The 24218-nt window shown below is 72.3% G+C and carries 23 protein-coding genes; 8 read left to right on the forward strand and 15 right to left on the reverse strand.

The features are described from left to right. Window positions 1-848 (reverse strand): hypothetical protein (locus ACWGH0_RS30530; RefSeq protein ID WP_453407505.1); only part of this gene is annotated, 848 nt, incomplete at its 3' end. A gap of 190 nt (window positions 849-1038) precedes the next feature. After that, a complete protein-coding gene (gene aspS, locus ACWGH0_RS30535) occupies window positions 1039-2805 on the reverse strand; it encodes an aspartate--tRNA ligase (protein ID WP_453407506.1) in 1767 nt (588 codons plus the stop codon). Between the two features lie 144 nt (window positions 2806-2949). Between aspS and ACWGH0_RS30540 the strand changes: the two genes are divergently transcribed. Both ACWGH0_RS30540 and ACWGH0_RS30545 read left to right on the forward strand, forming a co-directional pair. Beyond that, complete coding sequence (locus ACWGH0_RS30540; RefSeq protein WP_453407507.1) at window positions 2950-5058, forward strand: ATP-binding SpoIIE family protein phosphatase; 2109 nt, start codon at window positions 2950-2952, stop codon at window positions 5056-5058. A 121-nt stretch (window positions 5059-5179) separates the two neighbouring features. Beyond that, window positions 5180-6013, forward strand: a complete 834-nt coding sequence (locus tag ACWGH0_RS30545) for an MBL fold metallo-hydrolase (protein WP_453407508.1) — start codon at window positions 5180-5182, stop codon at window positions 6011-6013. 14 nt (window positions 6014-6027) lie between these two features. Here ACWGH0_RS30545 and ACWGH0_RS30550 read toward each other — a convergent pair whose 3' ends face one another. From ACWGH0_RS30550 to ACWGH0_RS30560, 3 genes are all read right to left on the reverse strand, one after another. Continuing rightward, complete coding sequence (locus ACWGH0_RS30550; protein ID WP_453407509.1) at window positions 6028-7074, reverse strand: AI-2E family transporter; 1047 nt, start codon at window positions 7072-7074, stop codon at window positions 6028-6030. Between the two features lie 154 nt (window positions 7075-7228). Next, window positions 7229-8191, reverse strand: coding sequence for a pirin family protein (locus tag ACWGH0_RS30555; RefSeq protein ID WP_453407510.1), 963 nt, complete (start codon window positions 8189-8191; stop codon window positions 7229-7231). A 117-nt stretch (window positions 8192-8308) separates the two neighbouring features. Then, window positions 8309-8770, reverse strand: coding sequence for an SseB family protein (locus ACWGH0_RS30560; RefSeq protein ID WP_453407511.1), 462 nt, complete (start codon window positions 8768-8770; stop codon window positions 8309-8311). Between the two features lie 134 nt (window positions 8771-8904). Here ACWGH0_RS30560 and ACWGH0_RS30565 point away from each other — a divergent pair, with 134 nt between their 5' ends. From ACWGH0_RS30565 to ACWGH0_RS30580, 4 genes are all read left to right on the forward strand, one after another. Further along, window positions 8905-10731, forward strand: a complete 1827-nt coding sequence (locus ACWGH0_RS30565; protein ID WP_453407512.1) for an acyl-CoA dehydrogenase — start codon at window positions 8905-8907, stop codon at window positions 10729-10731. Between the two features lie 142 nt (window positions 10732-10873). Next, window positions 10874-11587, forward strand: coding sequence for a hypothetical protein (locus ACWGH0_RS30570; RefSeq protein WP_453407513.1), 714 nt, complete (start codon window positions 10874-10876; stop codon window positions 11585-11587). Window positions 11588-11632: 45 nt separating this feature from the next. Then, window positions 11633-12928, forward strand: a complete 1296-nt coding sequence (locus tag ACWGH0_RS30575; RefSeq protein WP_453407514.1) for a M18 family aminopeptidase — start codon at window positions 11633-11635, stop codon at window positions 12926-12928. A gap of 104 nt (window positions 12929-13032) precedes the next feature. Then, complete coding sequence (locus tag ACWGH0_RS30580) at window positions 13033-13257, forward strand: DUF6458 family protein (protein WP_453407515.1); 225 nt, start codon at window positions 13033-13035, stop codon at window positions 13255-13257. A 46-nt stretch (window positions 13258-13303) separates the two neighbouring features. Here ACWGH0_RS30580 and ACWGH0_RS30585 read toward each other — a convergent pair whose 3' ends face one another. After that, the gene (locus ACWGH0_RS30585) at window positions 13304-15121 is read right to left on the reverse strand and encodes an NHL domain-containing thioredoxin family protein (protein WP_453407516.1); all 1818 of its coding nucleotides are present in this window, start codon (window positions 15119-15121) and stop codon (window positions 13304-13306) included. Between the two features lie 38 nt (window positions 15122-15159). Continuing rightward, window positions 15160-15945, reverse strand: a complete 786-nt coding sequence (locus tag ACWGH0_RS30590) for a carbon-nitrogen family hydrolase (RefSeq protein ID WP_453407517.1) — start codon at window positions 15943-15945, stop codon at window positions 15160-15162. A gap of 206 nt (window positions 15946-16151) precedes the next feature. Between ACWGH0_RS30590 and ACWGH0_RS30595 the strand changes: the two genes are divergently transcribed. Next, window positions 16152-16976: a maleylpyruvate isomerase family mycothiol-dependent enzyme gene (locus ACWGH0_RS30595; protein ID WP_453407518.1), complete on the forward strand. Its 825-nt coding sequence runs from the start codon at window positions 16152-16154 to the stop codon at window positions 16974-16976. Between the two features lie 52 nt (window positions 16977-17028). On the opposite strand, the gene ACWGH0_RS30600 is transcribed toward ACWGH0_RS30595, so the two are convergent. From ACWGH0_RS30600 to ACWGH0_RS30635, 8 genes are all read right to left on the reverse strand, one after another. After that, on the reverse strand, window positions 17029-18339 hold the full coding sequence (locus tag ACWGH0_RS30600) for an MFS transporter (protein ID WP_453407519.1): 1311 nt from the start codon (window positions 18337-18339) through the stop codon (window positions 17029-17031). Then, a complete protein-coding gene (locus ACWGH0_RS30605) occupies window positions 18336-19058 on the reverse strand; it encodes a GntR family transcriptional regulator (protein ID WP_453407520.1) in 723 nt (240 codons plus the stop codon). Before ACWGH0_RS30605 ends, ACWGH0_RS30600 begins: the two co-directional genes overlap by 4 nt. 322 nt (window positions 19059-19380) lie before the next feature. Then, complete coding sequence (locus ACWGH0_RS30610) at window positions 19381-20652, reverse strand: cation:proton antiporter (protein ID WP_453407521.1); 1272 nt, start codon at window positions 20650-20652, stop codon at window positions 19381-19383. A 3-nt stretch (window positions 20653-20655) separates the two neighbouring features. Further along, complete coding sequence (locus tag ACWGH0_RS30615; RefSeq protein ID WP_453407522.1) at window positions 20656-21126, reverse strand: cation:proton antiporter regulatory subunit; 471 nt, start codon at window positions 21124-21126, stop codon at window positions 20656-20658. A 227-nt stretch (window positions 21127-21353) separates the two neighbouring features. Beyond that, window positions 21354-21566 (reverse strand): hypothetical protein, encoded by a 213-nt coding sequence (locus ACWGH0_RS30620; protein WP_453407523.1) that lies wholly within the window; start codon window positions 21564-21566, stop codon window positions 21354-21356. A gap of 80 nt (window positions 21567-21646) precedes the next feature. Then, window positions 21647-22051 (reverse strand): hypothetical protein, encoded by a 405-nt coding sequence (locus ACWGH0_RS30625; RefSeq protein WP_453407524.1) that lies wholly within the window; start codon window positions 22049-22051, stop codon window positions 21647-21649. Between the two features lie 93 nt (window positions 22052-22144). Then, window positions 22145-22591, reverse strand: coding sequence for an ATP-binding protein (locus tag ACWGH0_RS30630; protein ID WP_453407525.1), 447 nt, complete (start codon window positions 22589-22591; stop codon window positions 22145-22147). Further along, window positions 22585-23472 carry an MEDS domain-containing protein gene (locus ACWGH0_RS30635; protein WP_453407526.1) on the reverse strand — a complete coding sequence of 296 codons (888 nt, stop codon included), beginning with the start codon at window positions 23470-23472 and terminating at the stop codon, window positions 22585-22587. Before ACWGH0_RS30635 ends, ACWGH0_RS30630 begins: the two co-directional genes overlap by 7 nt. Before the next feature lie 236 nt (window positions 23473-23708). Here ACWGH0_RS30635 and ACWGH0_RS30640 point away from each other — a divergent pair, with 236 nt between their 5' ends. Then, window positions 23709-24101 (forward strand): VOC family protein, encoded by a 393-nt coding sequence (locus ACWGH0_RS30640; protein ID WP_453407527.1) that lies wholly within the window; start codon window positions 23709-23711, stop codon window positions 24099-24101. The last annotated feature ends 117 nt before the right edge of the window (window positions 24102-24218 follow it).

The following is a 24218-nucleotide window of genomic DNA, read 5'->3' on the forward strand; positions in this document are numbered from 1 at the left end:
GGGGGCGCGGGCCCGGGTGCACGCGCTGGCCCGGCCCCGGCTTTGGGGGGCCGGGCCCCCGCCCGCGGGGGGGGGGGGGCCCCCCGCCGCAGCGACGCCTCGTCGCCCATGACCACCACGGGCCTCTTCGCGGGGTCCAGCGTGCGCAGCAGACGCTTCATCACCGGCCGGGTGAAAGAGACGCATCCCTGCGTGGGCCCGTGGTGGTCGACGTGCAGCCAGATGCCGCCGCCCCTGGACGCGCCGAGGGGGCGCGTCCAGTCCAGCGGGGTCCTGCCGGGCGCGCGGTTGTAGTCGACGGCGATGACGTAGTCGAAGGACCCTGCCAGCGGTTCGCCCTCGGAGCCCGTGCCCCGGGCGGTGAAGGCGGGCCCGCTGTCGTACGGGAGCTTCGTGCCCGGGTCGGGCAGCAGGCCGCCCGCGTCCGTCAGGGTGAAGACGCCGACCGGTGAGCGCAGGTCTCCCTGGACGTGCCGGTCCGTCCAGCCGCGCACCGCGTTGTGGGTGGGCCACGTGGGGCCCGGCCGCCAGGGGACGCCGGGGCGCTCACGCTCGTACAGGACGGCGGAGCCCCGGCTCTCGTCGCGGCCCTCGCCCCGGACGACGAGCGCCTGGCGGGTGTCGTGGGGGACCTCGGCGAGCGTCCTCGGGCCCAGGCCCGGAAGGCGCCGGAGCGGCGCGGGAGACGCCAGGGGGCCCGGTGCGGCCTTGCCCGCCTGGCCGCCGGCCGCGGAGGGCCCGGGGGCGGCCGGCAGGCGGCCGGCGCGCGCGTCGTGCGGCGCGGCGGTGGCGCCGCAGCCGGTCGCCAGGAGCGCCGCGGTCGTCAGGAGCGCGGCGAGCGGAGCCACGGATCGGTTCCGGCGCTTCATTTCATCCCTTTCGTCTTCTTATTGCCGAACGTAAGGGAGCCCGCGGCTCGGGGCACCTCCTCGACACGTTCCCCGTCCGCGTCCGCGCAGCCGCCCGCCCGGCGGCCCGCGCCCATGACGGAGGGGCCCGGAACCGTCCGGTTCCGGGCCCCTCGTCGTTCCTGCCGCGCTACTTGTCGGAAACGGGCTTCCGCAGCTGGATGTTGAGCTCCCGCAGACGGGCCTCCTCCAGCGTCGTCGGCGCGCCCATCATCAGGTCCTGCGCGTTGCCGTTGAGCGGGAAGGCGATCGTTTCGCGGATGTTCGGCTCATCGGCCAGCAGCATGACGATGCGGTCGATGCCGGGGGCGATGCCGCCGTGCGGCGGGGCGCCGAACTGGAAGGCGCGGAGCATGCCCGCGAACTCGCGCTCGACGGTCTCCTTGGAGTAGCCCGCGATCTCGAACGCCTTGAACATCAGCTCGGGCTCGTGGTTGCGGATCGCGCCGGAGGACAGCTCCACGCCGTTGCAGACGATGTCGTACTGCCAGCCCAGGATGTCCAGCGGGTCCTGCGTCTCCAGGGCCTCCAGGCCGCCCTGCGGCATCGAGAAGGGGTTGTGCGAGAAGTCGATCCTGCCGGTCTCCTCGTCCTTCTCGTACATCGGGAAGTCGACGATCCAGCAGAACCGGAACACGCCCTCCTCGAAGTGGCCGGCGCGCTTGGCCGCCTCGACCCGGACCGCCGACATGATCTTGGAGACCTCGTCGAACTCGCCCGCGCCGAAGAAGACGGCGTGGCCCGGGGCGAGCGACAGGCGCTCGGTGAGGACCTTGACGTTCTCCTCGGTGAGGAACTTGGCGATCGGGCCGCTCAGCGAACCGTCGTCGGAGACCCGCACCCAGGCCAGGCCCTTGGCGCCGTGCTCGACGGCGTAGTCGCCGAGACCGTCGAAAAACTTGCGCGACTGGCCCGCCGTGTCCGGCACCGGCAGGGCGCGGACGTGCTTGCCGGCGAACGCCTTGAACTCGGAGCCGTCGAAGACGTCGGAGATGTCGACGAGCTCCAGCTTGGCGCGCAGGTCGGGCTTGTCGTTGCCGTACTTCAGCATCGACTCGCGGAACGGGATGCGCGGGAACGGCGACGTGACGTGGCGGCCGTTGCCGAACTCCTCGAAGAGCTCGGTCATCAGCTTCTCGATCGGCTGGAAGACGTCCTCCTGCTCGACGAAGGACATCTCCACGTCGAGCTGGTAGAACTCGCCCGGCGAGCGGTCGGCGCGGGCGTCCTCGTCGCGGAAGCACGGCGCGATCTGGAAGTAGCGGTCGAAGCCCGAGATCATCAGCAGCTGCTTGAACTGCTGCGGGGCCTGCGGCAGCGCGTAGAACTTGCCGGGGTTGAGCCGGGACGGTACGACGAAGTCCCGCGCCCCCTCCGGGGAGGTCGCCGTGAGGATCGGCGTGGCCATCTCGTTGAAGCCCAGCGCCGTCATCTTGTGGCGGATGGACGAGATGACGGCCGTGCGCAGCATGATGTTGCGGTGCATGCGCTCGCGGCGCAGGTCGAGGAAGCGGTACTCCAGCCGGCGCTCCTCACCCACCCCGTCGTCCGTGTTGATCTGGAACGGGAGCTGCTGCGAGGCGCCCAGCAGCTCGACCTCCGCCACCTCGACCTCGATCTCGCCGGTCGGCAGCTCCGGGTTGATGTTGTCGGCGCCGCGCGAGACGACCCGGCCGTCGACGCGGACGACCGACTCCTTGCTCACCTTGTCGAGCGCCTCGTAGGCGGGGGTGCCGGGGCGGGCGACGAGCTGCGTGATGCCGTAGTGATCGCGCAGATCGATGAAGAGGATGCCGCCCAGGTCTCGACGATTGTGCAGCCAGCCGCTCAGCCGGACGTCGGTGTCGACGTCAGAGGCGCGGAGCTCGCCGCAGGTGTGGGACCTGTACCGATGCATCGTCGTTCATCCAGCCTTCGGGATTCGGGGTGTGTCGGAGCACTCAAGGTTACCGCCCGGCGCATCCCCTTTTATTTGCCGTGCGGTACCCGTCCCGACGGGCCTCGGACAGCCGGTCCGGCCGCGACCTGTAAAGATGAAGCAATGCGCACCGAGGACATCCTGGCCGCCGTCGCGACCGGCCTGTGGCGCTGGGACAACGCGTCCGGGGTCGTCACCCTCGACGCGGAGGCCGCCCGGCTCCTCGGGCTGCCCGCCGAGCCCGTGGCCCTCCCCGAGGCCGCCGTACGCTCCCGGTTCCACCCGGTGGACTGGAACGAGATCAACGGCGTGGTGAACCTCGCGGTCGCCGAGGGCACCCTGGCCGAGGCCCGGCTGAGGATCATGGATGTGGACGGGCGGCTGCTGAGGACCGTGCGCAGCCGGTCCCGCCCGGTGATCGAGGACGGGGACTACCTGCTCTTCGGCACCATCCAGGAAGTCGCCGAGCCGCGTCCGGGCGACGCCGCCCACACCCCCGTCACCGGCGACTGGCGCCGCTCCCGCGAGGCGTTCCTGCTGGACGCGGGCCGGGCCCTCGCGGAGGCCCGTTCCACCGCCGAGGTGCTGCGGGTCGCCGCCTCGCTGTCGATGCCCGGGTTCTCGCCGGACAGCCTCGCCGTGTTCGGCTCGTCGGGCAGCCGCATCACGGTGCTCGGGCACCACGGGTACGGGCCGGAGGACGAGCTGCCGTTCACCGACATGCTGCTGGACACGGACCATCCGGCGTCCGAGGTCGTACGGACCGGCCGGGCCATCTACCTGTCGTCCCCCGAGGAGTACAGCCGCCGCTACCCCGCCGGCCGGCCGCTCGCCCGGCGCCCCGAGCGCCGTTCCTGGGCCTTCGTGCCGCTGACGGTGGCCGGCCGCACCATGGGCGCCTGGATGGCGGGCTTCGCCCATCCCGTGGCGTTCACGCCCGACGAGCGCTCGGTGCTGACGACGGTCGCCAGGATGATCGCGCAGGCCCTGGAGCGGGCCTCGGTGGCCGAGAGCGAACGCGAGCTGTCGCTCGGCCTCCAGCGCTCGATGATGCCGACGCTGGGTCCCGAGATCCCCGGCATGACGGTGGCGGCGCGGTACGTGCCGACCGGCGGCGGCCTCCAGGTCGGCGGCGACTGGTACGACATGATTCCGCTGCCCAGCGGCCGAATAGCCCTGGTCATAGGCGACGTGCAGGGCCACGACGTACGGGCGGCCGGCCTCATGGGCCAGCTGCGGATCGCCCTGCGCGCGTACGCCTCCGAGGGCCACCGGCCCGACGCGGTCCTCTCCCGCGCGTCCCGCTTCCTGCACGGCATCACCGACACCTACGGCCCCGACGACCACTCCAGCCCTCGTTTCGCGACCTGCCTCTACATCGAGGCCGACCCCGCCACCGGCACCCTCGACATCGCCCGCGCGGGCCATCCGGAGCCCGCGGTGCGCCTCGCCGACGGCACGGTGCTCGTCCGGCCGACGGCCGGCGGCCTGCCGCTGGGCATCGTCCCGGACACGGACTACCCGACGACGCGTCTCGTCCTCGAACCGGGGGAGACGATCATGGTCTGTACGGACGGCCTCATCGAGACCGGCGGCCACGACCTGGACACCGGGTGGGCCAGGCTCCGCACGATCCTGGAGGAGCACACCGGCGACAGCCTGGAGAAGCTCGCCGACGCCCTCGTGTCGGCCGTCCACGGCCCCGGCTCGCACTACACGACCGGCCCGCTCATGGACCGCCGCGAGGACGACATCGCCGTACTGCTGCTGTGCCGCGAGGGCGACGCCTGCGGCTGCGGGCCGGGCGCCACGGTCCGGATGTCCCCGGTCCGGCGTACGGCGCTGACCGTGGCCCAGGCCGAACCGGAGCGCATCGCCGCCGCCCGGCAGCAGCTGCGGGACCTGCTGCACGACTGGGCGGACGCGGAGCAGCTCGACGCGGCCGTGCTGATGGTCTCGGAGATGGTCACCAACGTCCTGGTGCACACGGACGGCGACGCGCTGCTGACCGCCGAGGCCAAGGGCGATCCGGGCGTACGGCGGCTGCGGGTCGAGGTGTCGGACTCCAGCGACGAACTGCCGCACAGGCGCCGCCCGGGGGAGATGGCGTCCAGCGGGCGCGGGCTGATCCTGATGGAGATGCTGGCGCACGAGTGGGGCGTGGACCCGAAGGGCGAGGGCAAGACGATCTGGTTCGAACTCCGCGAGGACGAGGAGCCCCGCCCGCTGTGACGGGGAGCCCTCCGGAAGTCGCGGGTCTCACGCCCCAGCGCGCCGGACCCCGCCCTGGCGGAGCAAAATGGTCGAAAAGGGAGATTCATCGCCGGGGGGACCACGGAGATCCGCCATGAGCATGAGCACGCAGAGAGTCGGCCGCGACATCACCGTACTGGCGGACTGCCTGGAGGTGCCGGGCATCGGCTTCCTCCCGGTCAACGCCTTCGTCCTGCTGGCCGACGAGCCGGTCGTCGTCGACACGGGCCTCAGCCTCCCCGACCGCAACTTCCTGGGCGAGCTCGGCACCGTGATGGACCCCGCCGACGTGCGCTGGATCTGGCTGACGCACCCCGACCGCGACCATACCGGCGGCCTGTTCGACCTGCTCGTGGCCGCCCCCAAGGCGCGGGTCGTCACGACGTTCATCGGCGCGGGCATCATGTCGACCGAGCGGCCCCTGCCGCTGGACCGGGTGTGCCTGGTCAACCCGGGGCAGGCGCTGGACGTGGGCGGCGGCCGCATGCTCCGGGCGTTCCGGCCGCCGCTGTTCGACAACCCCGCCACCGTCGGCTTCTACGACGACCGTACGCGGACGTGCTTCAGCTCCGACTGCTTCGGCGGCCCCATGCTCAACGAGGAGGCCGCGGTCGACGGCAGGGCCGCCGACCTGGCCCCCGAGGACCTGCGCAGCGCCCAGCTCCTGTGGGCGACGGTCGACAGCCCCTGGGTCCACACCGTCGACACCGGCAAGTACCTCGCCACGGTGGAGCCGCTGCGCGCCATGGAGCCCGAGACCGTGCTGAGCACCCACCTGCCGCCAGCCGTCGGGCTCGCGCCCCGGATGCTCGACACGATCGCCGAGGCCCCGGGCTCGGACCCGTTCGTCGGCCCGGACCAGCAGGCCCTGGAGCAGATGCTGGCCACGTTCGAGCCCCACCCCGACGGCGCGGTGCCCCCGCAGGCCATGTAGGCCGCCGCGCATCCCTAGGCCCGCTCGTACTCCCCCCGGCGCATCTCCCCGAGCACCCCGAAGACGGCCGCCGTCAGCGGCACCGAGAGCAGCATCCCGAGGATGCCGGCGACGGACGCCCCGGCGGTGATCGCGAGCATGACCACGGCCGGATGCATCTGGACCGTACGGCTCTGGATCACGGGCTGGAGGACGTGGCCCTCCAGGACCTGCACGGCCAGGACGACCCCGAGCGCCCACAGCGCGATCACGACCCCCCGGTCGGCGAGCGCGACGAGCACGGCGACCGCGCCGGAGATGAAGGCGCCGAGGTACGGGATGTACGCGCCCACGAACACCAGGGCGCCGAGCCCGACCGCGCCGGGCACCCGCAGGACCAGCAGCCCGACGGTGATCAGCAGGGCGTCGATCAGCGCGATGAACGTCGTACCGCGCATGAAGCCCTCGACGGCCTCGAACGCCCGCCGGCCCACCGCCTCGGCGGTGACGCCGGTCGAGCCGGGCGCGAGCGACTTCAGGGTGCCCGCGGCCTTGTCCGAGTCCCGGAGGAAGAAGAAGATCAGCAGGAGGGCCAGTACGGCGACGGCGGCCATCTCGCCGACCACGCTCAGCCCGGTGATCAGTCCGGAGGCGGCCGTGCCGCCGAACTTGCCGAGCAGTCCCCGGGCGTTCTTGGCCAGGTCGTCCAGCGAGGTGCCGGCCGCGCCGAGATGCCGGGTCAGGTCCCCGGCGGCCTGCCGCAGCGAGGCGACGATCTGGTCGCCGGTCTCGACGAGCGCGCTGACGACGATGTACGCCGCCCCGCCCACGACGGCGACCACCGCGACGCAGGTCAGACCGGCCGCGAGGGACCGGTTGAGCCGCATCGCCACGAGCCGCCGGTGCAGCGGTCCGAGCAGCGCGGTGCCGAGGAGGGCGAGCAGGACGGGCGTGACGGCGGTCTTCAGGGTGACGCACAGCCAGACGCCGACGGCGGCCACCCCGGTGACGAGCAGGGCCACGACGCACCAGGCGGCGACCCGGCGGGCGGACTCGGGGAGGAGCGGCTGCGTCGGCTGCACCGCCCCAGCGGACCACGGACGGGGCCGCTCGGCCCTCCGAAGGACCCGGCCGGGTGACGCCACGTCAGCCGGCCGGGGCGGCCCGGCGCGGGCGGGTTCCCGGCCCGCGGCGCGGGGCGGGTCCGGCGGCCCGCCCCGCGCCGGGAACGCCTGCCTACTCGCCCATGCCGTGAACGGCCGGGATCGTGCCGAGGCGGCCGCGCTGGAAGTCCTCGAAGGCGCGCTTCAGTTCTTCCTGCGTGTTCATCACGAACGGACCGTAGTGCGCCATCGGCTCCCGGATCGGCCGGCCGCCGAGGAGGACGACCTCCAGGTCCGGGGTGTGGGAGTCCTGCCGCTCGTCCGCGCGGACGGTCAGCGAGGAGCCCGCGCCGAACACGGCCGTCTGCCCGCTGTGCACGGGCCGGCGCTCCGCGCCCACGCTGCCGCGCCCGGCCAGGACGTACGCCAGGCCGTTGAAGTCCTCGCGCCACGGCAGCGTGACCTCGGCGCCGGGCGCCACGGTCGCGTGCAGCATCGTGATCGGCGTGTGCGTGATGCCGGGACCCTGGTGGCCGTCGAGCTCACCGGCGATGACCCGCAGCAGCGAGCCGCCGTCGGGGGTGGTGAGGAGCTGGACGTGACCGCCGCGGATGTCCTGGTACCGGGGGGCCATCATCTTGTCCCTGGCCGGCAGGTTCACCCAGAGCTGGAGGCCGTGGAAGAGACCGCCGGACATCACCAGCGACTCCGGCGGCGCCTCGATGTGCAGGAGGCCCGAGCCGGCGGTCATCCACTGGGTGTCGCCGTTGGTGATGGTGCCGCCACCGCCCTGGCTGTCCTGGTGGTCGAAGATCCCGTCGATGATGTACGTGACCGTCTCGAAGCCGCGGTGGGGGTGCCACGGGGTGCCCTTGGGCTCTCCGGGGGCGTACTCCACCTCGCCCATCTGGTCCATCATGATGAACGGGTCGAGGTGCTGGTAGTTGATGCCGGCGAAGGCGCGGCGGACCGGGAAGCCCTCGCCCTCGAAACCGGACGGAGCGGTCGTGACGGCCAGCACGGGGCGCGCGACGGCGTCGGCCGGCGCGGCGACCCTCGGCAGGGTCAGCGGGTTCTCAACGGTTACTGCGGGCATGGCGGGCCTCCTTGTACGTCCAGTTTAGTTGAACGTAGAACTTCTTGCCACCCCCAACGGCGGACGCCCGGGAGGAATTCCCCCGGGCGCCGTGTGCGAGACGTGGTGATCGGCCGGTCAGCCGTACATCCGCCGCATGGCGAAGTCGACCATCTGCTCGACCGCCTTGGCGTCGAAGACCATGCGGTGCTCGCCCTCCATGTCGAGGACGAATCCGTACCCCGTCGGCAGCAGGTCGATCACCTCGGCCCCGGTGATCACGAAGTACTTGGACTCCTTGCCCGCGTACCTGCGCAGTTCCTTGAGCGAGGTGAACATCGGGATCACCGGCTGCTGGGTGTTGTGCAGGGCGAGGAATCCGGGATTGTCGCCGCGCGGGCAGTACACCTTCGACGTGGCGAAGATCTGCTGGAAGTCCTCCGCGGACAGCGATCCGGTGGTGAAGGCGCGTACCGCGTCGGCGAGCGAGGGCGGCGACGGCTCCGGGTAGAGCGGCTGCTCCCCGTAGCCGCCCTGGGGCGGGGGCTGCGGCGGCGCGTACTGCTGCTGTCCACCCTGGTTCTGGTCGTAGCCGTACATGGCGCCAAGAGTACTGAGTCACAGATGCCGGACAGGGGTTGCTTCTTATTACCGACGGGTAGCATCATCGTAGCTACTTACCAGTAGTAGATGTACGAGGAATCTGCCTCCCGATCCTTAACGGAGCCGTTGCCATGGGTCACTACAAGTCGAACCTCCGCGACATCGAGTTCAACCTCTTCGAGGTCCTCGGCCGCGACAAGCTGTACGGCACCGGCCCGTTCGCGGAGATGGACGTCGAGACCGCCAAGAGCATCCTCGACGAGATCGCCCGCCTCGCGGAGAACGACCTCGCCGCGTCCTTCGAGGACGCGGACCGCAACCCGCCGGTGTTCGACCCGGCGACGAACACCGCCCCGGTGCCGGCGACGTTCAAGAAGAGCTACCAGGCCTTCATGGACTCCGAGTACTGGCGGCTGGGCCTGCCCGAGGAGATCGGCGGCACCACCTCGCCCCGCTCCCTGATCTGGGCCTACGCGGAGCTGCTGCTCGGCGCGAACCCGGCGGTCTGGATGTACTCCTCCGGCCCCGCGTTCGCCGGCGTCCTCTTCGAGGAGGGCAACGAGGCGCAGAAGAAGATCGCGCAGATCGCCGTCGACAAGCAGTGGGGCTCCACCATGGTCCTCACCGAGCCGGACGCCGGCTCGGACGTCGGCGCGGGCCGCACGAAGGCCGTCGAGCAGCCCGACGGCTCCTGGCACATCGAGGGCGTGAAGCGCTTCATCACGTCCGGCGAGCACGACATGTCGGAGAACATCCTCCACTACGTCCTCGCGCGCCCCGAGGGCCACGGCCCCGGCACCAAGGGCCTGTCCCTCTTCCTCGTCCCGAAGTTCCACTTCGACTGGGAGACCGGCGAGCTGGGCGAGCGCAACGGCGTCTACGCCACCAACGTCGAGCACAAGATGGGCCTCAAGGCGTCCAACACGTGCGAGATGACCTTCGGCGACCAGCACCCCGCCAAGGGCTGGCTGATCGGCGACAAGCACGACGGCATCCGCCAGATGTTCATGATCATCGAGTTCGCGCGCATGATGGTCGGCACGAAGGCCATCGCGACCCTCTCCACGGGCTACCTGAACGCCCTGGAGTACGCCAAGGAGCGCGTCCAGGGCCCCGACCTGGCGAACTTCATGGACAAGACCGCGCCCAAGGTCACCATCACGCACCACCCCGACGTCCGCCGCGCGCTGATGACGCAGAAGGCGTACGCCGAGGGCATGCGCGCCCTCGTCCTGCACACCGCGTCCGTCCAGGACGACATCGCGGTGGCCGAGGCGGCCGGCGAGGACACCGCCGCGCTGGTGGCCATGAACGACCTGCTGCTGCCGATCGTCAAGGGCTACGGTTCCGAGAAGTCGTACGAGCAGCTGGCGCAGTCGCTCCAGACCTTCGGCGGCTCCGGGTACCTCCAGGAGTACCCGATCGAGCAGTACATCCGCGACGCCAAGATCGACACCCTCTACGAGGGCACCACCGCCATCCAGGGCCAGGACTACTTCTTCCGGAAGATCGTCCGCAACCAGGGCGCGGCGCTGAACTCGCTCGCGGAGGACATCAAGAAGTTCCTCGCGGTCGGCACCGGCGGCGAGGAGCTGGCCACGGCCCGCGAGACGCTCGCCAAGGCGGCCGTGGACCTGGAGGCCATCGTCGGTGCCATGCTGACCGACCTCGCGGCCACCGAGAAGGACGTCAAGTCCATCTACAAGGTCGGCCTGAACACCACCCGCCTGCTCATGGCCTCCGGTGACGTCGTCGTCGGATACCTGCTGCTCAAGGGCGCGGCCGTGGCCGCCGAGAAGCTGCCGACCGCGTCCGCGAAGGACGTGCCGTTCTACACCGGCAAGATCGCGGCCGCGAAGTTCTTCGCCGCGAACGTCCTGCCCGGCGTCGGCGTCGAGCGCGCGCTCGCCGAGTCGGTCGACCAGTCCCTGATGGAGCTCGACGAGGCGGCCTTCTAGGCCCCGCAACGCCGAGCCGCCCCGGCCGCGAGGCCGGCGGCGGCTCCCAGACCACTGTCGAAACCCTCTGGCAACGGGCCGGGACCATCCCCGCGGGGACGGACCCGGCCCGTTGTCAGTGGCCCGTGCGACTCTGGTGTGCATGAGCTCCATGGAATCCCGCAGGGGTGGCTACTCCGTACCGGCCGGCCGGCCGTACGCGCTCAGTGAGCTGCGCGGAAAGCTCGGCTCCGTGGGCGACCTCATCGCCGACCTCTACGACGGCTCCCACCCGCTGGAGTACGAGCCGGTCGCCGACACCCTGTACGTCGCCTTCAAGACGGCCGCCGACCTCGCCCCCGTCAAGAGCCACACCGGCTGCCCGACGCACCCCAACGGCGCCGTCGACCCCGAGGCCCCCGCCGGCTGGGGCCGCTGCCTGCTGTGCAACGACCGCCGCCGCCGCGGCGAGCGCAGCGTGCCCGCCCCCGCCGAGCAGCGCCGCCTCGGCTACCCCGTGCCGGAACCCCCGTACACCCTGGACGTCCTCAGGGGGTACGTCCAGCAGGTCAACGACCGGGCCTTCGCCGTCACCGTCTCCTCGCCCGGTGAGGAATTCGTGGAGATCGCCGACACCCTGCACCGCGCCTTCATCGTGGCCCGCGAGCTGTCCCGGCCCCGCAACGCGTCGGGATGCTCCGAGCACCCCGGCTCACCCATCGACCCGACCGCCCCGCCCGGCGAGGGCTGCCTGTTCTGCGTGGGCCGCCGACGGCAGCAGCAGCGGCCACCCGGCGCACCCCGGATGCTGCCGCAGGTCCGCCGCGGCGAACGCCGGACGATACAACGGCGGTTCGAGCGGCCCCCGGGCCTCTGAGGCGGGCGCTGGGGACCGTGGTTCACGCTCGTTATGGTGAACCCCATGAGCGCACCCCCCCGCTTCGACCGCGGCCACACAGACGATCTGATGTCCTTCCTGGCGGCCAGTCCGTCCCCGTACCACGCGGTGGCGAACGCCGCCGAGCGCCTGGACAAGGCCGGATTCCGGCAGCTCGCGGAGACCGACGCCTGGGACGCGACCTCCGGCGGCAAGTACGTGCTGCGCGGCGGGGCGATCATCGCCTGGTACGTACCGGAGGGCGCGGAGGCCAGCACCCCGTTCCGGATCGTCGGCGGGCACACCGACTCCCCGCACCTGCACGTGAAGCCGCTCCCCGACATGGGCGCGCAGGGCTGGCGCCAGATCGCCGTCGAGATCTACGGCGGGACGCTCCTCAACACCTGGCTCGACCGCGACCTCGGCATCGCCGGCCGGCTGACGCTGCGCGACGGCACCCACCGCCTCGTCAACATCGACCGGGCGCTGCTGCGCGTACCGCAGCTCGCCGTACACCTGGACCGGTCCGTCAACAGCGACGGCCTCAAGCTCGACAAGCAGCGCCACATGCAGCCCATCTGGGGCCTCGGCGACGTGCACGAGGGCGACCTGATCCGCTTCCTCGAAGAGGAGGAGGGACTCGCGGCCGGCGACGTCGCCGGCTGGGACCTGATGGCCCACAGCATCGACCCGCCCGCCTACCTCGGCCGCGACCGCGAACTGGTGGCCGGCCCGCGCATGGACAACCTCATCTCCGTGCACGCAGGCGTCGCGGCCCTCGCCGCCGTCAGCGCCGCGGACGAACCCCTTCCGTACATCCCCGTACTCGCCGCCTTCGACCACGAGGAGAACGGGTCGCAGTCCGACACCGGCGCCGACGGCCCCCTCCTCGGCAACGTGCTGGAGCGCTCGGTCTTCGCCCGCGGCGGCACCTTCGACGACAAGTCACGCGCCTTCGCCGGCACGATCTGCCTGTCCTCCGACACCGGCCACGCCGTGCACCCCAACTACGCCGAACGCCACGACCCGACGCACCAGCCGCGCGCCAACGGCGGACCGATCCTCAAGGTCAACGTCAACATGCGGTACGCGACCGACGGCAGCGGCCAGGCCGTCTTCGCGGCGGCCTGCGAGAAGGCCGGCGTGCCGTGGCAGGTCTTCGTGTCCAACAACTCCATGCCGTGCGGCACCACGATCGGCCCCATCACCGCGGCCCGGCACGGCATCCGGACCGTCGACATCGGCGTCGCCATCCTGTCCATGCACAGCGCCCGCGAACTGTGCGGGGCCGACGACCCGTACCTGCTGGCGAACGCGATGACCGCGTTCCTGGAGGGCTGACTCCCGATCCCGAACACCGCTCGCAGGCTTGTCCGTTCAAGGGCCGGGTACGCGAAGGACGTACACCGGCCCGGAACTGCCGGGCCGACAGGGAGGCGGAACTCATGGGACTGGGAGGATTCATTCTCCTCATCGCGGGCGGAGCGATACTCGCCTTCGCCACCGACTGGGAGATGGAAAGCGTCAACCTCACCCTCGTCGGGGTCATCATGATGCTCGTCGGGATCATCGGGGTCGCGGTCTACGCCAGCGTCGCCAGGCGCCGGCGCATGGTCGTACCCCCCACCACCACCGTCGTCACCGACGACCAGCACCACCACAACCCCTGAGGCCCGGCCGCGGCCGTTCACGCCGCGCCGGGCCCCGGGGGCCCGTTCAGCCGTCCAGGCCGGCGAGCACGAGCGGCAGCCGGGGCGTGCCGTCCGCCGTCACGCGGACCGGAACGCCCCAGTCCTGCTGGTGGACGTGGCACGCCGGGTACTCGTTCGCCGGGTCGTCGTCGCACGAGGCCGCCATCGCGGACACGTGCAGCACGCCTTCGGTGACCTCGGGGTTCAGCTCCAGCTCGCGGCTCAGGTCCGTCCCGGCCCCCTCACCGCCGGACAGCAGCTCCGGCGGGGTCGACGACACGAGCAGCCGCGTCGAGGGCCCGTACCGCGTGTCCAGCTTCTGACCGGTCGGCGCCTGGAAGACGACGTCCAGCCGCAGCCTGCCCGGAGCCACTTCGGTCGCCGCGCGCTGCGTCCGGTGCGCGACGGCCTCGACGCGCACCGCCTCCTCGGGCAGCCGCAGCCGGGTCAGCCGGTGGCGGGCCGACTCCACGACGACGATGTCGTCCCCCACGAGCACGGCGTCGCTCGGCTCCCGCAGGTCCGTCGCGAGCGTGGTGACCTCCCCGCTCGCCGGGTCGAAGCGCCGCAGCGCGTGGTTGTACGTGTCGCTGACCGCGACCGACCCGTCCGGCAGCGCGGTCACCCCGAGCGGGTGCTGGAGCAGCGCCTGCCCCGCGGCGCCGTCCCGGTGCCCGAAGTCGAACAGCCCGGTCCCCACGGCGGTGTGCACGACCAGGTCGCCGTCGACGTACCGCAGCGCGCTCGTCTCGGAGTCCGCCACCCACAGCCGCTCGCCGTCCGCCGAGACCGCGAGCCCCGACGGCTGCGCGAACCACGCCTCGGCGGCGGGCCCGTCCACAAGACCCTCGTTCGTCGTCCCGGCCGCGGCCTCCACCGTCCCCGCCGCGGGGTCGTACGTCCACAGCTGGTGCACGCCGGCCATGGCGATCCACACCTTGCCCCGCCACCACGCCACGTCCCACGGCGACGACAGATCGACGTCACGGGCCGGCCCGGAGGTGGGCGAACCCTGCCACCACTGCTTCCCCGTACCGGCGACGACCTCGACCGCGCCGGTCGCCGGGTCGAACACGCTCAGCCGGTGGTTGACGGTGTCGGCCACGACGACCCGGCCGTCCGGAAGCAGCGCGAGCCCCTGCGGCTCCTTGAACGCGCCCTCCCCGCCGACGCGCCGCACGACGGTCTCGCCGTCGGCCTCCAGCTCCACGAGCTGGTGCCGGGTGGTGTCCGAGACCAGGAAGTTCCCGCTGTCCGGCAGCAGCACCGCCTTGCCGGGGAAGCGCAGGTCGGTCGCCACCGGCTCGGGCGCGACGTACGGCCCGTCACCGCGCCGCAGCGTCCCCTTGGCCTCGTGCGCCGCCTCCAGCTCCTCGACGAGCTTCCCGATCGCGTGCGCGTGCCCCTCACCGGCGTGCTGGGCGACGACGTACCCCTCGGGGTCGATGACGACGAGCGTCGGCCAGGCCCGTACGGCGTACTGCTTCCAGGTCGCGAGCTCGGGGTCGTCGAGAACCGGGTGGTGCACGCCGTAGCGCTCCACGGCGTCCACGACGGCCCGGTGCTCCGCCTCGTGCACGAACTTCGGCGAGTGCACCCCGACGATCACGACCGTGTCCCGGTGCTTCTCCTCCAGCTCCCGCAGCTCATCGAGCACGTGCAGGCAGTTGACGCAGCAGAAGGTCCAAAAATCCAGGATCACGACGCGTCCGCGCAGACCGGCGAGGCTGAGTTCCTCCCCGCCGGTGTTCAGCCAGCCGCCCTTGCCGATCAGCTCGGGGGCACGGACACGGGCACGGCGGGGTGCGGGCGCGGGGGTGGGCGCCGACGGGGCATCGTTCATGCTTCAAGCTTGCCATCCGCCGACGAGTCCCTGTCGCCCTAGCGCAGGCGGCGGTCCTTCAGGGCCGGGAACTGTTCGCGGGTGGACGTGACCTTCGCCGGGTCCAGGTCCGCGACCAGTACCTCTTCCGCGGGGCCCGCCTCGGCCAGCACCTCGCCCCAGGGGTCCACGACGATGCTGTGGCCCGCCTGCTCGACCCCCGCGTGCGTGCCCGCCGTGCCGCAGGCCAGGACGTACGCCTGGTTCTCCACGGCGCGGGCGCGGGCCAGCAGGGTCCAGTGCTCGCGGCGCCTGGCGGGCCAGCCGGCGGGCACGAGGAACGCCTGGGCGCCGGCGTCGACGAGGCCGCGGAACAGCTCGGGGAAGCGCAGGTCGTAGCAGGTGCCGAGGCCGAAGGTGAGCCCCGCCGCCGGGACCGTCACCAGTTCCTCGCCCGCGCCCATCATCACGGCCTCGCCCTTGTCGAAACCGAAGCGGTGGATCTTCCGGTACGCGCGGGCGAGCTCACCGCCGGGCGAGAAGACGAGGGAGGTGTTGTAGAGCGGGCCCTCGGGGTCGCGCTCGACGATCGACCCGGCGTGCAGCCACACGCCCGCGTCGGCCGCCGCCTTGGCCATCACCTCGTACGTCGGGCCTTCGAGCGGCTCCGCCTCGTCGACGAACGACTCGTACGCGAAGGCTCCGGTCGGCCACAGCTCCGGCAGGACCACGAGCTCCGCGCCGTGCCGCTCACGCTGCTCGCGCACGAGTGAAGCGACGCGCTCCCGACGGGAATTGACAGTTTCGTCCGGATTTACTGCGATCTGGATGAGGGAGGCGCGCACACTACCACCGTCCTGGCATTCGAGCCGTCAACACGGGCCTACGATCGTCACACCAAAGCACTGCCAGGGTGCCACGGGGCAGCGTAACTTAGCGTGCGAGCCTCCCACGCAGTCCGGCACGCACGTCAGTACCAGTCCGCCCGCCAGCCCGTCACCGCCAGACCAGCCAGCCCGCGCCACCGCCACTGAACCGCACGAGGGGTCCCGTGACCGTCCATCCCAGCCTCCAGACGTACGCCGAAGCCTGGACCCACTCCATCGAAGCGATATCCGAGCTGGTGACACCGCTCGTCGAGGGGGAGTGGAACCGCCGAACGCCGTGCCCGGGCTGGTCGGTGCGCGACATCGTCTCGCACATCATCGGCATGGAGTGCGAGATGCTCGGCGACCCGCGGCCGATCCACTCGCTGCCGCGCGACCTGTACCACGTGACCTCGGAGTTCGCCCGGTACATGGAGATGCAGGTCGACGTGCGCCGCCACCACACGGCGCCGGAGATGACCTCCGAGCTCGAGTACACGATCATCCGCCGCCAGCGGCAGCTCCGCAACGAGACCCGCTCGCCCGACACGATGGTCCGCGCCCCGCTCGGTGCCGAGCAGACCCTGGAACTCGCTCTGCGGATGCGGGCGTTCGACACCTGGGTGCACGAGCAGGACCTCCGTACGACATTCGGCCGTCCCGGCAACCTCGACTCGCCCGGCGCGCTCGTCGCCCGCGACGTCCTCGTCCAGGGCCTGCCGAAGGTCGTCGCGAAGCAGGCGGGCGCGCCCGCCAACTCGGCGGTCGTCTTCGACGTGCACGGCCCGGTCGAGTTCATGCGCACGGTCCGCGTCGACGCGGACGGCCGCGGAACGGTCGACGGCACGCCCTCGCTGGGCCCGCTCGCGACGATCGCCCTGGACTGGGAGACGTACGTACGCCTGGCCTGCGGCCGGGTCCGTCACGAGTCGGTGGCCGACCACGTCAAGGTCGACGGCGACCAGGCGCTCGCGGACGCCATCCTGCGCCACTTCGCCGTCACCCCGTAGCAGGACCGCGCCGCGGCCGCCGGGACCCGCGCCGTACCGCCGGCCGGTCGTCTCAGGCAGGGACGTGCACGACCTCGACCCGGCTGGCGACCAGGCGGTCCCGCTCCCGGCGGGCCGTCCGCGCGCGCAGCCGCAGGATCTGCGCGACGCCGACCGCCTCCAGCACGAAGACCGAGGCGAAGGCGACGCGGTAGTTGTCGCCGGTCGCGTCGAGCAGCACGCCCACCGCCAGCAGCGTCGTCATGGAGGCGACGAAGCCGCCCATGTTGACGATGCCGGAGGCCGTGCCCTGGCGCTCCGGCGGGTTGGCGGGCCGCGCGAAGTCGAAGCCGATCATCGACGCCGGCCCGCACGCGCCCAGCACCGCGCACAGGGTGACGAGCAGCCACATGGGCGCGTGGTCGCCCGGGTGGGCGAGGGTCGCCGCCCACAGCAGGGCGGTCGCTCCGACGGTGCCGAGGGCGAGCGGCGCGCGGGCCGCGCCGTGCCGGGCGACGACCTGCCCGTACACGAGCCCGAGCGCCATGTTGGACACGACGACGAGCGTCAGCAGTTCACCGGCCGTGCCGCGGGTCAGCCCCTGCGCCTCGACGAGGAACGGCATCCCCCACAGCAGCAGGAACACCATCGCCGGGAACTGCGTCGTGAAGTGCACCCACATCCCGAGCCGTGTCCCGGGCTCGCGCCACGCGGCGGCGATCTGCGCGCGGACGTACGCCGCGCCCGCGTGCTCGGCCGGGGCGGGCTCGTACCCCTGCGGGTGGTCCTTCAGGAACAGCAGCAGCAGGACGAGCACGAGTACCCCGGCGAGGGAGCTGCCCGCGAAGGTGGCGGTCCAGCCGAGGCCGCTGAGCATGCGCGCCACGATGAGTGTGGAGACGAGGTTGCCCGCCATTCCGCACAGCCCGGCGAGCTGTGCGATCAGCGGCCCGCGCCGCGCGGGGAACCAGCGGGCGCCGAGGCGCAGTACGGCGATGAACGTCATGGCGTCGCCGCAGCCCAGCAGCGCGCGGGCGGCGAGGGCGGTCCCGTACGAGGGGGAGAAGGCGAAGGCGGCCTGCCCGAGGGTGAACAGGACGACGCCGAGGGTCAGGACCTTCTTCGTACCGAGCCGGTCCACCAGAAGGCCCACGGGTATCTGCATGCCCGCGTACACGAGCAGCTGGAGTATGGAGAACGTCGACAGCGCGGACGCGTTGACGTGGAACCGGTCGGCGGCGTCGAGGCCCGCGACGCCCAGGCTGGTGCGGAAGATGACGGCGACGAAGTAGACGGCGACGCCGATGCCCCAGACGGCGGCGGCACGCCGGCCGCCGGGCGGGTCCCCCGGCAGTGAGACGGCAGGCGCAGCGGAGTCCCTCACCGCTCCCCGCCCCAGCCTTCGGCCGACCTCTCGCCGCGCTCATCGCCCCGCTCGTCCCCACGGGCCAGCACCTTGACGCGCCCGACATGGCGGCGCACGCACCGGGCGGCCCCCTCGACGTCGCCCGCCCGGATCGCCTCCAGCATCTCGGCGTGCTCGGTGATGTTCTTGGCGATGCGGTCGGGATGCGCCTCCATGATGGTGACCCCCATACGGAGTTGCCGGTCCCGGAGCTGGTCGTACAGGCGGGTCAGGATCTGGTTCCCGGCGTTGCGCACGATGGCGACGTGGAAGCACCGGTCGGCGACGGCGACTTCGGCGAGGTCGCCCTCCAGGGCCCGCTGCCTCTGCTCCTCCAGCGACTGTTCGAGCCGGGCGAGGAGAGCGGCGGACGCGGGTACGGCGCGCCGCACGGCGAACTCCTCCACCAGCAGCCGCGTCTCGACGACGTCGGAGATCTCCTGCGCGGAGACGGCGAGGACGAGGGCGCCCTTCTTGGGATACAGCTTGATGAGCCCCTCGACCTCCAGCCGCAGCAGCGCTTCCCGTACGGGCGTCCTCGACACGCCGACGGCGTCGGCGAGGTCGCCCTCGGTGAGGAGGGTGCCGCCCTCGTAGTGCCGGTCGAGTACGCCCTTCTTGACGTGGGTGTACACGCGCTCGGCGGCCGGGGGCTGCTTGACGGTGCCGGGGGCGGTGGCGGTGGGCGCGGATGGCATGCGCACAGCATAGATACAACAGGTGTGCAACAGAAGGCGGCGTCCGCATCCCGGAACGGCCGCCCCGGCGGCCGTCCCTCCGCCGCCGCTACGGGCTCAAGTCGACACGCGACGCCGCTTACGCGTCACAACCCGGGGCGAATACGTGCATAATTCCGCCCCCGCCTTCCTTCTGCGGAGTTGGTCCCGCAGCCGCAGCCGCAGCCGCAGCCGCAGCCGCAGCCGCGACCACCACCGCCACCGCCGCCGCCCCCAGCCACCAGACAACCCGTCAGCCGCCCAGCAACCGCACCGCCCCCGGCCGCCCCAGCCCCGAGCCCCCTCAGCCCTTGACCCCCGACGCCGTGTCCAGCGTCTCGTCGGGCGACCGTGGGCCGGACGCCCGCGTCATGGGCGTCCCGTCGTCCCCCTTCCCGCGTCCCCGGCGCCACCCGTTCCCCCGCCCCGCCCGCCGCAACCGCGAGACCAGCGGTTCCGTCCACCGTGCCGTCAGCGGGCCGAGGATCACCAGGATCAGCACGTACGCCGTGGCGATCGGGCCTATCCGGGGCTCGGTCGCCACCGCCAGGCCCGCGATCACGATCGAGAACTCGCCCCGCGCGACCAGCGCCCCACCCGCCCGCAGCCGGCCGCGCGGGCCGATGCCCGCACGCCGCGCCGCGTACCAGCCGGTGGCGATCTTCGTGAGCGCCGTCACGACGGCCAGCAGCAGGGCGGGCAGCAGGACGGGCGGGATCTCCGCCGGATCCGTCGACAGGCCGAAGAAGACGAAGAAGACCGCCGCGAAGAGGTCGCGCAGCGGCGTCAGCAGCTTGTGCGCACCCTCCGCCACCTCGCCCGACAGCGCGATGCCGACCAGGAACGCGCCCACCGCCGCCGACACCTGAAGCTGCTGCGCCAGACCAGCTACCAGCACCGTCAGCCCCAGGACCACCAGCAGCAGCATCTCCGGGTTGTCCGACGAGACCGCGCGGCTGATCAGACGCCCGTGCCGCAGTGCGACGTACAGGACGAGGCCGACCGTCCCCAGCGCGATCACCAGCGCCACACTGCCGCCCGCCAGGCCCACGCCTGCGAGCAGCGCCGTCAGCAGCGGCAGGTAGACCGCCATCGACAGGTCTTCCATCACCAGTACGCCGAGCACGACCGGCGTCTCGCGGTTGCCGAGCCGGCCCAGGTCGGTGAGCACCTTGGCGACGACCCCGGACGACGAGATCCATGTGACGCCGGCCAGCGCCACGGCGGCCACCGGCCCCCACCCCAGGAGGAGCGCGGCCACCGCGCCGGGCGTGGCGTTCAGGACGAAGTCGACCGCGCCGGAGGGGTATTGGGTCTTCAGGCTGGTGACGAGCTCGGACGCGCTGTACTCCAGGCCCAGAAGGAGCAGCAGCAGGATGACGCCGATGTCGGCGCCGACGGCCACGAAGTCCTCACTGGCGTCGAGCGGCACCAGTCCGCCCTGCCCGAACGCGAGACCCGCGAGGAGGTAGAGCGGTATGGGGGACAGGCCCACCCGCTCCGCCAGCCTGCCGACGAGGCCGAGCGCCAGGATGAGCGCGCCGAGTTCGATCAGGAGCGCGGTGGTGTTGTGCACGGCTCAGCCTCCCGCGACGATCTCGGCGAGCGCGTCGACGCCCTCGCGGGTGCCGACGACGACCAGCGTGTCCCCGATGGAGAGACGGAAGTCCGGTCCCGGCGACGGTGTCGCGGTGGTCCGCTGGAGTACGGCGACGATCGACGCCCCCGTACGGGTGCGCGCCCGGGTGTCGCCGAGGGGGCGGCCCGCGTACGGCGACTTGGCGGTCACCTGGATGTGCTCGGTGACGAGATCGATCCCGTCCGTGCGTACGGCGTCGGTGGGCGCCGCGTCGATCAGATGGGCCAGTGCGGTGGCCTCGTCGGGCGCCAGGGGTACGGAGAGCAGGCACGCGTCGGGGTCGTCGCGATCGTAGAAGCCGATGAAGCGCCGGCCGTCCTTGTGCACGACGACGGAGATGTGCTGGCCGCGTTCGGTCGTGAAGTCGTACTGCGTACCGACCCCCGGCAACGTCGTCCGGCGCGTGCCCATGGTCTGCCTCCCGGTCTGCCTCCCGGCCGCGGCACGCGGGGACCTCCGGGAACAGCGGCCGGGAATCACAGCAGCGCGCAACCGGCTACTTTGCCTTGTCATTACCCTACTCCGGGCCTCGCACCGGCTCCTGTCGAGCGTGTGCGCAGGTCAGCGAGTGGGTGGGGACGGGCCGGGGAGGCCGGCGGGTGCCGACCTCCCCGGCCCGGTCGCGGGGAGGGGGCGCGTCAGGGGCGGTGGGCGGTCGTTTCGTCCTGCGGCGCTGCGGGTCCGTCGAGGACGGCGGCGGAGTCGGCGGTGTGAGGGGTGGTGTGGGCCGGAGCGTGGGGTGAGGGCTCGGAATGTCGGGGGGTGTGCGCGGGCGGGTCGTGGGGTTCGGACGAGCGGGCCGCTTCCGCGCGGACCATGGCGCTCAGGGCGGCGTACGGGTCGATGGGCATGGTGAACGTCCTTACGGGTCGAGGGGTTCGGGCCGGAGCCGCGGCGTCGGCACGCCGGTGCCGGGCCGCGCCGGGCCCTCTCAGCAGCGCAGGACCACCCGCCGCCGCTCCCCGCTCGCCGCCGGAACCCCCGCCACCCGGCACGCGCGCCGGGTGTCCGGGCGCCGCCCCCGCCGGTACGACGCCACCGGCCCGGCGGCCAGCCCCCTGCCGCGGCTCCGCGCGCGCCCCCGCCGCGCCGCCCGGGCGCTCTCCCCCGCGCCCCGTACCTCGCTGTCACCGGCGTCCGACGGCTGCCCCTCGCCCCCGGAGCCGGGAGACGTCCCCGAACCGGCTGGAGCCGCCTCCCCCGTCAGCACGACCGCCGGGGGCCGGGCCTGCCCTCCCTCGCCCGCCATGACGGCGAGGACGGCGGCGAGTACCAGCAGCACCGTGAGCAAGCCGCTGCTGCGCACCGCGCGCGGGACGTGGCACATGGCAGGCATGTGCCTCTCGTCCCACCGGCGCGCCGGTTCTTAGCCGTACGGCGCCCAAGTCCGCCCCGTCGGGCTAGTGGCGCGCGCCCGTCGCCGGGGTTCTCAGCCCGGCAGCCGCATGGCGAACGCCACCACACTGCCGGGGGCCGCCCGCCCGTCCTGCGCGCCGCCCGTGATGACCAGCCGGTCCGTGATGAGCCGCGTCAGCCACAGGCCCCGCCCGCCGTGGCTGCCGGCCAGCCCCGGAGCCAGTTCCGGGATGACCGAGGAGGCGAAGCCCGGACCCGAGTCGCTGATCGTGCATTCGAGCGCGCCGGGCGACCGGCGCAGCACCAGCCGGCCGCGCCCGCCGCCGTGCTCGACGGCGTTCGTCGCCACCGCGTCCGCCGCCAGGACGAAGTCGCCGCGGCGCGGCTCGGCCAGTCCCGCCCACGCCGCCCACTGGTCGACCAGCACCCGCAGCCTCGGCAGGTCCTCCGGGCCGAAGTCGTACTCCAGCAGCCGCTCCTGCGGCCCGCCGTTGTTGAGGTGCACCCCTTCCGTCACCATTCCCGCACCGCCTCCGTCAGCGTGAGGCGCCTGACCCGCTCCGAGCCGAGCCTGCGCAGCAGCTCCGCCTGCGCCGCGCCGCAGCGCACCTCGACGCCGTCGTGGCCGGTCGCTCCCGCGATGTGGTCGACGAGGTCGAGGGCGCACCGTACGGCGAGGAAGTGCAGCGGCAGCAGGTCCACCAGCAGCCGGCCGGACCCGGCGGTCCGCTCCAGCGCCTCGCCCAGCGCTCGCAGGAACGCACCCCGGGTGGCGTGGTCCGCCTCGCCCGCGACCCTGACCGACTCGTGCGCGTGCACGACGCGCAGCTCCCCGAGCGAGCCGAGCAGGGAACGGGGGTGCGCGTCCGACATGGCGTCGAGCACGTCGTCGTCGAACGCGCGCCGGTCGTAGGAGCAGATCTCGTGGTACGGCCGTTTCTGGAAGAGGTGACCGGCGTGGGACTCGCGGTACATCATCGTCCCGACGTCGGCGTCGAGGTCCGCGACCCAGTGCATGTCGATGAACGCCCGCAGCCCCCGGTAGCCCTGCGCGACGGCGAGCGCGGTCTCCTCGCGGAGGCGTTCCCACTGCCGCTCCGGGGTGAACCCGCGATCCGGCCTGATCAGCGCCCGCATGCTGCTGTTCGTCAGCTGCCCCCGCCCGCGCGCCTCGGCGAGCAGCCGGCTGGTCGCGTCCAGCCGCGCGCGCACGGCGTCGGGGTCGAGCTGCGGCGCCGCGAAGACCATTACCTTCTCGCCGCGGGCCAGCCCGGTGCGGACGTACGTGACGAGGGCGTCCCAGTTGTCCTCGTCGTCCTCGTAGGAGAGGAACGCGTGGTCACCCGCCCGCATGGCCTGTACGGGCATCAGGCCCGGATGCGCGTCCGCCCGTTCATGCATCGCTGCTGGGGTCCTTCCTCTCTGTGCGCCCCACCATAGGGACACCGGGAGGAGTTGCGTAGCCGTACCGGGACTCCCGTGACGGCATTCGAACTGGCGGTCGTGGGCGGGTAACCCGAACGCATGACAAGGACGTGATCGCGACCTTAAAATCGGCGCACGGCATCGCGTGTCGGTCACCGTCCGGGTGAGGCATGGAGGTAGCCCGTGAGTTTGCCTTACGGAGGCATTCCACAGTGTCGGTACAGCTGAATCACACCATCGTCCACTCCCGCGACAAGCGGGAATCCGCCGAGTTCTTCACCCGCGTCATGGGCCTGGAGACGGGGGCCGAGTGGGGCCCGTTCGTCGCCGTGGAACTGAGCAACGGCGTCACCCTCGACTTCGCGACGATCCCCGCGGAGTCGATCACCCCTCAGCACTACGCCTTCCTCGTCACGGAGGCCGAGTTCGACGGGATCTTCCAGCGCGTCCGGGACGCCGGGATCACGTACTACGCCGACCCGCACGGCAAGCAGCCGGGGGAGATCAACCGCAACGACGGGGGCCGGGGGATGTACTTCATGGACCCGTCCGGCCACGCGCTGGAGGCGATCACCCGCCCGTACGGCAGCGGCGGGAACGCGTAGCGACGGCGTCGGAAGGGCCGGGAAGCGCTGCTTCCCGGCCCGTTCGCTCCGGCTTTCAACGGGCGTGTGTACGCTCCGCGTCCGCTCAATCCGCACGCAAGCGCGAGCCCTCATCAC

The organism is Streptomyces sp. NPDC054887 (assembly GCF_053610585.1).